Here is a 12,377-nt window from a genome sequence, read left to right as displayed (position 1 = left end):
ATTTCACAGCAGGGCCGTTGCCATTTGCTAAGAATACGTTATTAATGCTCGGACGCAGGTCTTGCGTCCAAGTGCCCGTCGGCAGGGGAGAAACCGTGGGGCTCATCCCAAAAAGTCAGTCGCCGCTTGTAGGCGTCGACATCAGTTCGACTGCGGTAAAGCTTTTGCAGCTGTCCCGCAGCGGCAATCGTTTCCGCGTGGAACATTACGCTGTGGAACCTCTTCCGCCGAATGCGGTGGTGGAGAAGAACATCGTTGAAGTGGAGGCCGTCGGTGAGGCCATCCGCCGGGCGATGAACCGTTCAGGCAGCAAGGCCAAGTTGGCCGCTGCCGCCGTCGCGGGGTCGGCGGTGATCACCAAGGTGATCCCGATGCCGGCCGATCTCGACGAAAACGACATGGAAGCCCAGATCGAGCTGGAAGCGGTCAACTACATTCCGTATCCGATCGAGGAAGTGAACCTGGACTTCGAGGTGATCGGGTCGATCCCGAACAACCCGGAGATGGTCCAGGTGCTGCTGGCCGCGTCGCGTTCGGAGAATGTCGAGCTGCGCCAGTCCGCACTGGAGCTCGGTGGCCTGCAGGCCAAGGTGATGGACGTGGAGGCCTTTGCGGTCGAGAACGCCTACGCCCTGGTCGCCAGCGAGCTGCCGGTGTCCATCGACGGCGTGGTTGCGCTGGTCGACATCGGCGCCACCATGACCACCCTCAATGTCCTGCGCGGCGGCCGCAGCCTTTACAGCCGCGAGCAGGTGTTCGGTGGCAAGCAGCTGACCGACGAGATCATGCGCCGCTATGGCCTGAGCTACGAGGAAGCCGGGCTGGCCAAGCGCCAGGGCGGTCTGCCGGAAAGCTACGAGATGGAAGTGCTGGAGCCGTTCAAGGAAGCCACGGTCCAGCAGATCAGCCGCCTGCTGCAGTTCTTCTATGCAGGCAGCGAATTCAACCGCGTCGATCACATCGTGCTGGCCGGCGGCTGCGCCGTGCTCGGTGGCCTGCCGGAGATGGTCGAGGAGCAGCTGGGCGTGCCGACCGTGGTCGCCAACCCGCTGGCGCAGATGACCCTGGGGCCGAAGGTAAACGCGCATGCGTTGGCCCAGGATGCCCCCGCGCTGATGATCGCGACCGGTCTGGCGCTGAGGAGCTTCGACTGATGGCACGCATCAATCTATTGCCCTGGCGCGCCGAGCGGCGCAAGCAACGCCAGCGCGAGTTCTACGCAATGCTGGGCATGGCCGCTGTCGGTGGCCTGCTGTTGTCGCTGATGATCTGGTTCTATTACGACCGCCAGGTGAACGGCCAGATGGACCGCAACGCCTATCTGGAAGCCGAGATCGAGAAGGTCAAGGAACAGAACAAGGAGATCGATCGCCTCGACGCGCAGAAGGAACGCCTGCTGGCCCGCAAGAAGGTGATCGAGGAACTGCAGGCCAAGCGCTCGCAGATGGTCCACCTGTTTGACGCGCTGGTACGCACCATTCCCGATGGCGTGGTGCTGACCGCGCTGAAGCAGGAAGGGGATGTGCTGACGCTGGAAGGCCGCACCCAGTCCAACGCCCGCGTTTCGGCCTACATGCGCAACCTGGAGACCTCCGGCTGGATGACCAATCCGGAGCTGTCGATCATCGAAGCGCGTGACCCGGAGAAGGACAAGGATGGCAAGGTCGGTCCGCTGGCCGACATCAAGGCGCTGCCCTACGTGTTCGTGGTCAAGGTGAAACTGCCGGCACAGAGCGAAGAGGTCTCGGCGACGCCGGGCCTGAACGCCGATGGGTCGGTGGCGACGGCTGCGCCGGCACCGGTGGCTCCGTTGGCCGCAGGTCCGGATGCCGCGACGCCTGCGGCTCCGGCAGCGGGCCAGCCGGCAGCGGCTCCCGCCGCACCGGCCGCTGCACCGCCGGCCACTCCGGCCAAGCCGAACCAACCGGCCGCTCCGGCCGCCGCGCCGGCCCCGGCACCTGCCCCGAAGCCTGAGGGCAGCCGCCTGGCGCAGCCGCCGCAGGCCTTCAATGCGCTGCTGCAGGGGGACCGCGCATGAGCCAGAAGATCGATATCAAGAACCTGGATTTCAACGACATCGGCAACTGGCCGCAGAAGGCCAAGATCGTCTTCTGCTCGTTGCTGGCGCTGGTCATCATGTTCGTGGCGTGGATGCTGCTGATCAGCGGCAAGCGCGAAGAACTGGCCGGCCTGGAATCGAAGGAAGTCGAGCTGCGCGCCGAGTTCACCAAGCAGCAGGAACGCGCGGTGAACCTGGGCCCGCTGAAGCAGCAGCTGGCGCAGATGGAGCAGGTGCTGCAGCAGATGCTGCGGCAGCTGCCGAGCAAGACCGAAATGCCCGACCTGATCATCGACATCTCGCAGACCGCGCTGTCCAGCGGCCTGACCAACGAGCTGTTCGAGCCGGAGCAGGAGCAGATCAAGGAGTTCTACGCCGAGAAGCCGATCAAGCTGCGCATGGTGGGCAGTTACCACCAGTTCGGCGCATTCGTCAGTGGCGTGGCCTCGTTGCCGCGGGTGGTGATCCTGACCATGCATGACATCAACCTCAAGCCCAAGGAAAAGACCGGCGGCAACGTCCGCAGCGGTGCACTGGAACTGTCCGGTACGGTCAAGACCTACCGTTACCTGGACGAGACCGAAGTGCAGGCGCAGCAGGCGGCCGACGCTGGCAAGGAGGGCAAGAAGTGATGCGCGCGCAGACCGTACGTGGTGCGATGGTGCTGGCTGTACTGCTGCTGGCCGGTTGCGGCCGTGGCGTGACCAGCACGCCCGGCGACGCACCGAACCTTGAGAAGTGGGTGGAAGGCGAGCGCGCGCGACCGGCGCAACCGCTGGAGCCGCTGCCGGTGATGCAGCAGTTCGAGACCTTTGAATACTCCGCGCAGGGCATGCGCGATCCGTTCACCGATGCCTGGACCAATCCGCAGCAGGGGAACGGCGGATTGCGACCGGACCCGAACCGGCGCAAGGAGCCGTTGGAAGGCTTCCCGCTGGATGCGCTGGACATGGTCGGCACCATCGGTACCGGTGCAGGCACCGTGGCGCTGGTGATGGGGCCGGACAAGGTCACCTACCGGGTTCGCCCGGGCGGTTACCTGGGGCAGAGCGACGGGCGGGTCACGGCGGTCTTCGAAGACCGCGTGGAGCTGATCGAACTGGTGCCGGATGGCGCGGGTGGCTGGCTGGAACGGCCGGCAACGCTCTCGCTTGAAGATCAATGATCGTTTACTGGGGATAGCACGATGACCTTTCACCAAGCCAAGGGGCTGCGTCCCATCCGGCGCTCTACCTTGAACCGTGTCAGCGCGCTGGGAGTCGCGCTGATGCTGGCCTGCGCTCCGGCGCTGGCTGCCGCACCGGCGGAAAAGCCGGTGGGCGCCACCGTGGCACCGGCCGCTGCGCCGGCAGGCCTGTCGGTGGCCAAGATCGATTTCAAGCGTGGCGATGACGGCGCCGGGCGCCTGATCGTGCAGTTCGACGGGCAGGGCGCGATCCCTGACCTGCGCACGCAGGGCAACAGCGTGGTGGTCGACGTCGGCAATGCCCGACTGCCGGCCAACCTGCAGAAGCCGATGAACGTCACCGACTTCGCCACGCCGGTACAGCGCATCGACGCCAAGCCGTCCGGTGCCGGTACCCAGCTGGTGCTGAGCACCGGCGGTGCAGTGGAGTCGCTGGCGTACCAGAGCGGCAATGAGTACGTGGTCGAGATCAGCCCGCGGCAGGCCCCGGCCGCCGTCGGCGCGGTCACTGCCGGCAGCGTCACCCAGGCGGCCAAGGCTGTCGGCCAGCGCGGCTTCACCGGCAAGCCGGTGACCTTCAACTTCCAGGACGTGCCGGTGCGCACCGTGCTGCAGTTGATCGCCGAGGAGTCCAACCTGAACGTGGTTGCGTCCGACTCGGTGCAGGGCAATGTGACCCTGCGCCTGGTCAATGTGCCGTGGGACCAGGCGCTGGACATCGTGCTGCGCGCGAAGGGCCTGGACAAGCGTCGCGACGGCAGCGTGATCTGGGTGGCGCCGCAGGCTGAACTGGCCAAGTTCGAGCAGGAGAAGGAAGACGCGCGCATCGCCATCGAGAACCGCGAAGACCTGCAGACCGACTACATCCAGATCAACTACCACAGCGCCACGCAGATCTTCAAAGCGCTGACCGAGGCCAAGGGCATCGGTGGCAGTGGTGGTGGTGGCAGCGGCGGTGGTTCGGGCAGCTCGTCGCAGGAAGACAGTGGCTTCCTGTCCTCGCGCGGCCGCATCGTGGCCGACGAGCGCACCAACACGCTGATGATCAGCGACATCCCGAAGAAGATCGCGCGCATGCGCGAGCTGATCAACGTGATCGACCGCCCGGTCGACCAGGTGCTGATCGAAAGCCGCATCGTTATCGCCACCGATACCTTCGCCCGCGAACTGGGTGCGAAGTTCGGTGTCAGCGGCAGCCGCGACAACGTGTACTTCAGCGGCAGCCTGGATGCCAACGCCAAGACCCGTGAGTCGCAGGTGACGACCGACCTGGCCAACGCCAAGGCCGAGCGTGACTGGGAAGCCGGTGGCCGGGTCGGCCCGCCGCCGGTGAAGTCCGGCTCGGCGATCACCCGTGGCCTGAACTGGAACCTGCCGGTGGCCGCCGCCAGCAACCCGGGTTCGCTGGCACTGTCGATCCTCAATGCCGGTTACCTGCTGGACGTGGAGCTGTCGGCCATGCAGCAGGAATCGCGAGGCGAGGTGATCTCCAACCCGCGCGTGGTCACCACCAACCAGCGCGAAGCGATGATCAAGCAGGGCAAGGAGATCGGTTACGTCACCATCAGTGGTGGTACCGCTGGCGGCGTGGCGACGCCGAACGTGCAGTTCAAGGAAGTGGTGCTGGAGCTGAAGGTCACCCCGACCATCACCAACGACAACCGCGTGTTCCTCAACATGCAGGTGAAGAAGGATGAAGTCGACCAGCTGATCCAGCTGGAGGGCTACGGTACCGTGCCGTCGATCAACCGCCGCGAAGTCAATACCGCAGTGCTGGTCGAGGACGGGCAGACCGTGGTGATCGGTGGCGTCTACGAATTCACCGATCGCAACAGCATCAGCAAGGTACCGTTCCTGGGCGACGTGCCGTTCCTGGGCAACCTGTTCAAGAAGCGCGGTCGCAACAAGGACAAGGCCGAACTGCTGGTGTTCGTCACCCCGAAGGTGCTGCGCGTGGCCAAGCAGAACTGAGCCACCGCTCCGAAGTCTTCGAAGAAGGGCCGCCCTGTGCGGCCCTTCCTCGTTTCCACCGGTAGATCCACACCCTGCGCGGATGCGCTGTTCAGCCGTTCTTGATGCCAATCGCAGGGCACCCTGCGATGATGTCGGGAACCCGTGCCGTCCTGCGCCGGTCAAAGGCCCCCATGAACCTGCCACCGCCGATGCCCGAAACCGTCTCGCCGCCGCCCGCGCCGGCAACCTCCCGCCTGCATGCGGCGTTCACCCAGCTGCGCGATGCGTTGTCGACCGAGATCGTCGGCCAGGCGGCCCTGGTCGAACGCCTGCTGATCGCGCTGCTGGCCGACGGTCACCTGCTGGTGGAGGGCGCGCCGGGCCTGGCCAAGACCACGGCGATCCGTGCACTGGCCTCGCGCCTGGAAGCAGACTTTGCCCGCGTGCAGTTCACCCCCGACCTGCTGCCGGCCGACCTCACCGGCACCGAGATCTGGCGCCCTCAGGAAGGCCGTTTCGAGTTCGTGCCCGGCCCGATCTTCCACCCGATCCTGCTGGCCGATGAAATCAACCGTGCGCCGGCCAAGGTGCAGTCGGCGCTGCTGGAGGCCATGGGCGAGCGCCAGGTCACGGTTGGCCGCCATACCTATGCGCTGCCGCCGCTGTTCCTGGTGATGGCCACGCAGAACCCGATCGAGCAGGAAGGTACCTTCCCGCTGCCGGAAGCGCAGCTGGACCGCTTCCTGATGCATGTGCGCATCGGTTACCCGGACCAGGCCGCCGAATCGGAGATCCTGCGGTTGGCCCGTGAGCGTGCCCGTGGTGCATTGGGCGAGGCCGCGCCGGCGCCGGACAAGATGCCGATGCAGGACGTGTTCGACGCCCGCCGCGAAGTGCTGGACCTGCACATGGCACCGGCACTGGAGCGCTACCTGATCGAACTGGTGCTGGCCTCGCGCGATCCATCGCGCTACGACGCCGGCCTCGGCCGCCGCATCGCATGGGGGGCAAGCCCGCGCGGTTCCATCGCACTGGAGCGCTGTGCCCGTGCGCGCGCGTGGCTGGCCGGTCGCGACTTCGTCACCCCCGATGACGTGCGTGCGGTGGCCGCTGATGTGCTGCGCCATCGCGTGCTGCCCAGCTATGAAGCCACCGCCGAAGGCTGGGACGGCGAGCGCCTGGTGCAGGAGCTGCTGGCCCGGGTGCCGGCACCCTGAGCCTGCGCATGACCGATCGATCCCTGGAACAGGCACCGTCTGCGCTCGAAGGTGACGGGCTGCGCCCGCAGCTGGCCGAACTGGTCGCGCTGCGCCGGCTGGCACAGCGTCCGCCGCCGCCGCGCCGTGGCCGCACCGGCAACGCGGGCCAGGCACCATCCCCGCTGCGCGGCCGCGGCATGGAGTACGCCGAGTCGCGCGAATACGTGGCCGGCGACGACGCGCGCCACATCGATTGGCGCGTGACGGCGCGCACCGGCCGCGCCCATACCAAACTGTTCCAGGCCGAGCGTGAGCGGGTCAGCCTGATCGTGGCCGACACGTCGCCGGCGCTGTACTTCGGTACCCGCGTGCGCTTCAAATCGGTGCAGGCCGCACGCGCGGGTGCTGTTGCCGCGTGGTCGGCGCAGCGCCGTGGCGACCGCGTGGGCGCATTGCGTGGCAGCGACCGCGAAGCGCCGATCACCCCCGCAGGTGGGCCGCGCGGTGTGCTCCGCGTGCTCGACGCGCTGACTCGCTGGTATGCACAGCCGCCGGCCGACGATCTGGGCCTGGAGCGCGCGCTGGACCATGCCGGCCGCGTGCTGCGCCCAGGCGCGCGCATGCTGGTGCTGGCCGATCCGCAGCAGGCCATCCGCATTCCGCCCGCGCGCTGGAGCGCGCTGGCCCAGCATCACGACCTAAGCCTGGTGCTGCTGGTCGATCCACTGGAGCTGCGGCCACCGTCGGCGGCGTTGCAGTTCCAGACCGCGCAGCAGCGCATCGGTCTCGACCTGCGCCGCAGCGAAGTGCAGGCGCACTGGCAGGCGCATTTTGTCGAGCCGCTGCAGGAGCTGCGGCGCCAGCTCGGCGCGCGCCGCGTCGACGTGCAGGTGCTGTCCTCCGATGCGCCCAGCGACGCCTGGCTGGCGCCGTCGCCGACCGAGGTGCCGGCATGAGCGCCGCGCTGCCGTTGCGCGATGTGCAGCTGCCGCCGGCACCGTCATGGTGGCCGCCAGCCCCCGGTTACCTGATGATCGGCGCGGTGGTCGTGCTGGTGCTGCTGGTGATCGCCGTGGTGATGTGGCGACGTCGCCGCCGTCGCCAGCGCTGGTTGCAGCTGTTCGATCAGGAACTGGCAACCGCCCCCGACGCTGCGGCCGAACTGGCGGCCATCGCCGGACTGCTGCGCCGTGCCGCACGCCATGCACGGCCGGGCAGTGAATCGCTGCGCGATGACGCCTGGTGGCAACGCCTCGACCCGCAGCGCACGCTGGCCGATGACCACCGCAGCCTGTTGGCCGAAGGCGCCTATCGCCCGCGCGTCGACAACCGCGAGGTGGCGGCCATACGCAGCTGGGCCCGCGAACGCTACCTGGCGATGCTGCTGGAGCGCCGCCGATGAACCTGCTGGCAAGTTACTGGCCATGGCCGGACCTGCAGCTGGCGTGGCCGCTGGCTTTGCTGGCGCTGCCGTTGCCGCTGCTGATGCGCTGGTGGAAGCGCCGTGCAGCGCCGGGTGCTGCACTACGCGTTCCCTACGCTGCCGCCGAGCTGGAAGCGCTGTCCGGTGGTGGCCGCGTCGACGTGTCGTGGCTGCGCACGCTGCTGCTGTGGCTGGGGTGGTGTGCACTATGCATCGCGCTGGCGCGACCGCAGCAGCTGGGCGACGCCATGACACCCCCGCAGCAGGGCCGACAGATGATGTTGGCGATGGACGTGTCCGGAAGCATGGGCGAGGGCGACATGGTGCTGGGCGACCAGGCGGTCGATCGCCTGACCGCAGCCAAGGCCGTGCTTGCCGACTTCCTTGATCGTCGTGCGGGCGACCGCGTCGGCCTGCTGATCTTCGGTGACCGCGCCTACACGCTCACGCCGCTGACTGCGGACCTGGCCAGCGTGCGCGACCAGCTGCGCGACAGCGTGGTCGGCCTGGCCGGGCGCGAGACCGCCATCGGGGATGCCATCGGCCTGGCGGTCAAGCGCCTGCGCACCCAGCCGGAGGGACAGCGCGTGCTGATCCTGCTGACCGATGGTGTCAGCAATGCCGGTGTGCTGGAACCGCTGCGCGCCGCGGAAGTGGCGCGCGCCGAGGGCGTGCGCATCCACACGGTCGCATTTGGCGGCGATGGCAGCATGCGGTTGTTCGGCATTCCGATTTCCACCGACCAGGATCCGGTCGATGAGGCCACCCTGAAGAAGATCGCCAGCATGACCGGCGGCCAGTTCTTCCGCGCGCGTGATACCGCGCAGCTGGCCGGGATCTACGCCGAGCTCGATCGCCTGGAGCCAGTGGCCGCAAAGGGCCCGAGCCTGCGCCCTCGCGAGGAACGCTATGCGTGGCCGTTGGGCTTGGCATTGCTGCTGGGTGCATTGGCCTGGCTGTGGCCGGAGCGTCGCCGATGATCGCGTTTGCTTCGAATCTTCCCGACTGGAACGCGCTGCACTTCCTGCGGCCCGAGTGGTTGTGGGCGCTGCTGGCGCTGCCGCTGATCATCGCGTTGGCGCTGTACCGGCAGCGACGCAGTGATGCGTGGCGGCAGGCCGTGGATGCACATCTGTTGCCACATCTGCTGGCCGCCGGTGCGAAGCGTCGCGTGCGCCTGCCATGGGCGCCGCTGCTGGGCTGGACACTGGCATCGCTGGCGATGGCCGGGCCGAGCTGGCGGCAGCAGACGCAGCCGATGTTCCAGGCCAGCGCACCGCTGCTGGTGGTACTGGACCTGTCCAGCCGGATCAGCGCAACCGATCTGCCACCGTCGCGCCTGCTGCAGGCGCGCGCGAAAGTAGGCCAGCTGCTGCGCGCGCGCCAGGGCGGGCAGGTGGGCCTGGTGGTGTATGCCGATGATGCCTACACCGTGGCACCGCTGACCGACGACGGCAGCAACGTCGCGCTGTATCTGGATGCGCTGTCGCCGGACGTGATGCCGCGCGATGGCCAGCGTGCCGACCGCGGCATCGACTGGGCGACACGCTTGATGCGGCAGATCGGTGCGCTGCAGGGGCAGATCCTGCTGGTCAGCGACCAGGCGGATGGTGAAGCTGCACTGGCGGCAGCGCAGGCACGCAGCCTGGGCCTGCAGGTGTCGGTGCTGGGCCTGGGCACGCCTGCCGGTGCGGCCTACCGCGATGGCAGCGGGCAGATCCGCCAGGCTGCGCTGGATGAGGGCAGCCTGCGCGCGGTGGCCACTGCAGGCGGCGGCCGCTATGCACGCATCGCCGCCGATGACAGCGATCTGCGTGCGCTCGGTGTACTCGACGCGCGCGAAGGCACGGCGGCGCAGCGGCCGGGCGAAGGCAAGCAGTGGCGTGACGAAGGCTTCTGGCTGCTGCCGCCGGTGATGCTGCTGGCATTGCTGGCCTTCCGCCGTCGTGCGCTGCTGGCGGCGGTGCTCGCGGTCGGCCTCGTGCCATGGATGAATGACGCGCAGGCGCAGGCACCTGCGACGCAGGCCTCGCAACCCGCGCAGGGCACGCTGTGGAAGCGTAGCGACCAGGCGCAGCATCAGCGCCTGGCCGAGGGGGTCCAGGCTTACCGCAACGGCGACTTCACCACTGCACGCAAACGCTTCGAAGGCATCGACAACGATGCCGGTTGGTACAACCTGGGCAACACGCTGGCACGCGAAGGCAACTACGACGAAGCGATCGCCGCCTACGACCGCGCGCTGGCGTTGCATCCCGGCATGGCCGATGCGGTCGCCAACCGTGCAGTGGTCGATGCCGCGCGCAAGCGCAGGCAGTCGGGTGGCAAAGGCCAGGATCATCAGAAGCCACCGCAGAACGGGCAGCAGAAGCAGCAGAACGATACCCCGGGCCAGCAGAACCCGCAGGGCCAGAAGGCGCAGCAGGGCCAGCAGAATCCCGGCCAGGGCCAGCCGCCGTCGGGCCAGCAGGGGCAGCCCAAGGCGGGTGACAACAAGAACCCGTCGAGCCCGCAGCCCGGCGAGCGCGGCCGCGATGGCCAGCAGGCGCCACCACAGGTGGAGGATGCCAAGGCACAGGCCCAGGCCGATGAGCAGCAGCGGCAGCGCATGCAGCAGGCGATGCGGCAGGCACGCGAGGGCGAGACTGGCAAGGACGGCAGACCCGTACCGGGTGCTGAGGGCCGCACGCCGCGCGAGCGCGAGGAGCAACAGGCGGTGGAAGCGTGGATGCGGCGTGTGCCGGATGATCCGGGCGCGTTGCTGCGGGCCAAGTTCCAGCTGGAAAACGAACGCAGGAAGAGGGAAGGGCGATGACGCGGGCGATCAACATGCACGGGCACTGGTCACGGCCGGTACTGGCGGCGCTGCTGCTGTGGCTGCCGCTGCTGGCCTGGGCGCAGCCACGCGCCTGGCTGGATCGCGACCGCATCGCGATGGGTGATACGGTCACCCTCAATGTCGAGAGCGATCAGGGCGCTCCCGACTTCACGCCATTGCGCACCGACTTCGATCTGAGCGGCCAGACCAGCAGCCGCCAGGTGGAATGGAGCAATGGCAGCATGCAGCAGCGCAACCTGTATGGCGTGGCGCTGACCCCCCGGCGCAGCGGTGCGCTGGTGGTACCGGGCCTGCAGGTGGGAAGTGCGCGAACCGCGCCGCTGACGCTGCAGGTCGATGCGGCCGCCGTGGCCGGACCTGACAGCAATGCGATGGCCTTCATCGAAACCGTTGTCGATGACGATACGCCGTACGTGCAGCAGAGCGTGGGCGTGGTGGTGCGGTTGTATTTCGCCTCGCAGCTGGCCTCCGGCGAGCTGGTGCTGGATACCCCGGCGGGCGCGTCGTTGCAGCGGGTGGGCGACGACCGCACCGATGTGCGCCAGGTCAACGGGCGCCGCTACAACGTGGTCGAACGACGTTTCCTGCTGATCCCCGAGCGCAGCGGCGCGTTGCGGCTGTCCGGTGCACGTTTCAGCGGGCGCAGCGCCGGAGGATTCTTCGATGACTTCTTCGGGGGCGGCGATGGCCGCATGAATGCCACCGGCGCAGACCGCACGTTGCAGGTGCAGGCACAGCCGGCACAGGCGCCGCAGCCGTGGTTGCCCCTGCAGAGCCTGCAGCTGCGCTACACCAGCGCGCCCACCAGTGCCCGTACCGGCGAGACAGCCAACGTGGTGGTCGAAGCGGTTGCCGAAGGCGCGACCCGAGCACAGTTCACCGACCTGCCGGTGCCGGATGTCGGCGCCAACGCGCAGGTGTTCGCCGAACCGGCACAGTACGAAGAGACCTTCAACGGCAGCACGCCGCGCCTGAAGATCACCCGCCGCTATTCGATTGTGCCGCGCCAGCCGGGTTCGCTGGTGGTGCCGGGACCACGCCTGCCCTGGTGGGATGTGCGCAACGGCAAGGCACAGGAAGCGAAGCTGCCGGACCTGACGCTGGCCGTTGCGGCCGGTACCGGCGCCGCCACTGCCTCGCCGGCAGCGCTGCCACCGATCGACACCGCTGCCGCGCTGCCGGGCAGCGATGGACAGGATGGGCGTATCGCCGCGACCGATCCACGCGCCAGCGGCCTGTCCGAGCGACCGTGGCCATGGATGGCGGCGGCCATTGGCCTGGCGCTGCTGTGGCTGCTGACCCTGTTGTGGGGCTGGCAGCGAGGCCGACGCCCGCGTGTGGCGGCGCCTGCAGCCGGCACGCCCTCTGTGCCGACCGTAGTGAGCGGGCGTGCCGGCTTGGCCGAACTGCGCCGTGCGCTGGATGGTGAAGGCTTCGACCAGGTGGAGGCACGGCTGTGTGCGATGGCCGGTGTGGAACGCATCGAGCAGGTGATCGCCCGGCTGGAAGACCCGGCCCAGCGCCAGGTGTTGCTGGACCTGCAGCAGGCGCGCTGGGGCGGGCAGGGCGAACTGGCCCCGTTGCGCACGCGCCTGCGTGAGGTCTTCCGTGACGGACCGCACTGGTCGGCGGCCACGGGTGCCACAGAAACTGGCCTGGCGCCGCTGTATCCACCACGGCGAACCTGAACCGGCGCCGCTTGCGCGCTTTGTTAGAGT

At 68.1% G+C, this 12,377-nt stretch carries 11 protein-coding genes; all 11 read left to right on the top strand.

Going from position 1 to position 12,377, the window contains the following annotated elements; all coding sequences use genetic code 11:
• Window positions 1–95: 95 nt before the first annotated feature.
• The 11 genes from ACZ75I_RS15750 to ACZ75I_RS15700 all read left to right on the top strand — a co-directional run bounded on the left by ACZ75I_RS15750 (window position 96) and on the right by ACZ75I_RS15700 (window position 12,347).
• On the top strand, window positions 96–1,154 hold the full coding sequence (locus tag ACZ75I_RS15750) for a pilus assembly protein PilM (protein ID WP_014038321.1): 1,059 nt from the start codon (window positions 96–98) through the stop codon (window positions 1,152–1,154).
• On the top strand, window positions 1,154–2,038 hold the full coding sequence (locus ACZ75I_RS15745; RefSeq protein ID WP_472958248.1) for a PilN domain-containing protein: 885 nt from the start codon (window positions 1,154–1,156) through the stop codon (window positions 2,036–2,038). Before ACZ75I_RS15750 ends, ACZ75I_RS15745 begins: the two co-directional genes overlap by 1 nt.
• Window positions 2,035–2,691 (top strand): type IV pilus inner membrane component PilO, encoded by a 657-nt coding sequence (locus ACZ75I_RS15740; RefSeq protein ID WP_057493352.1) that lies wholly within the window; start codon window positions 2,035–2,037, stop codon window positions 2,689–2,691. The genes ACZ75I_RS15745 and ACZ75I_RS15740 overlap by 4 nt, the downstream gene beginning before the upstream one ends.
• On the top strand, window positions 2,691–3,224 hold the full coding sequence (locus ACZ75I_RS15735; RefSeq protein WP_005418914.1) for a pilus assembly protein PilP: 534 nt from the start codon (window positions 2,691–2,693) through the stop codon (window positions 3,222–3,224). The genes ACZ75I_RS15740 and ACZ75I_RS15735 overlap by 1 nt, the downstream gene beginning before the upstream one ends.
• A 21-nt stretch (window positions 3,225–3,245) precedes the next feature.
• On the top strand, window positions 3,246–5,216 hold the full coding sequence (locus ACZ75I_RS15730) for a type IV pilus secretin PilQ (protein ID WP_065185316.1): 1,971 nt from the start codon (window positions 3,246–3,248) through the stop codon (window positions 5,214–5,216).
• Between the two features lie 173 nt (window positions 5,217–5,389).
• The gene (locus tag ACZ75I_RS15725) at window positions 5,390–6,415 is read left to right on the top strand and encodes an AAA family ATPase (RefSeq protein ID WP_005418911.1); all 1,026 of its coding nucleotides are present in this window, start codon (window positions 5,390–5,392) and stop codon (window positions 6,413–6,415) included.
• An 8-nt stretch (window positions 6,416–6,423) separates the two neighbouring features.
• Complete coding sequence (locus tag ACZ75I_RS15720; protein ID WP_180867343.1) at window positions 6,424–7,353, top strand: DUF58 domain-containing protein; 930 nt, start codon at window positions 6,424–6,426, stop codon at window positions 7,351–7,353.
• Entirely contained in the window at window positions 7,350–7,799 is a 450-nt protein-coding gene (locus ACZ75I_RS15715) for a DUF4381 family protein (protein ID WP_180867346.1), read from the top strand. Before ACZ75I_RS15720 ends, ACZ75I_RS15715 begins: the two co-directional genes overlap by 4 nt.
• A complete protein-coding gene (locus tag ACZ75I_RS15710; RefSeq protein WP_180867349.1) occupies window positions 7,796–8,800 on the top strand; it encodes a vWA domain-containing protein in 1,005 nt (334 codons plus the stop codon). Before ACZ75I_RS15715 ends, ACZ75I_RS15710 begins: the two co-directional genes overlap by 4 nt.
• Window positions 8,797–10,635 carry a tetratricopeptide repeat protein gene (locus ACZ75I_RS15705; protein ID WP_180867352.1) on the top strand — a complete coding sequence of 613 codons (1,839 nt, stop codon included), beginning with the start codon at window positions 8,797–8,799 and terminating at the stop codon, window positions 10,633–10,635. Before ACZ75I_RS15710 ends, ACZ75I_RS15705 begins: the two co-directional genes overlap by 4 nt.
• Window positions 10,632–12,347, top strand: coding sequence for a BatD family protein (locus ACZ75I_RS15700; protein ID WP_472958246.1), 1,716 nt, complete (start codon window positions 10,632–10,634; stop codon window positions 12,345–12,347). The genes ACZ75I_RS15705 and ACZ75I_RS15700 overlap by 4 nt, the downstream gene beginning before the upstream one ends.
• Window positions 12,348–12,377: the final 30 nt, after the last annotated feature.

Source organism: Stenotrophomonas sp. X (genome assembly GCF_055721025.1).
Note: the sequence above shows the minus strand (reverse complement) of the source record. Positions and strands in the feature narration are given on the sequence as shown.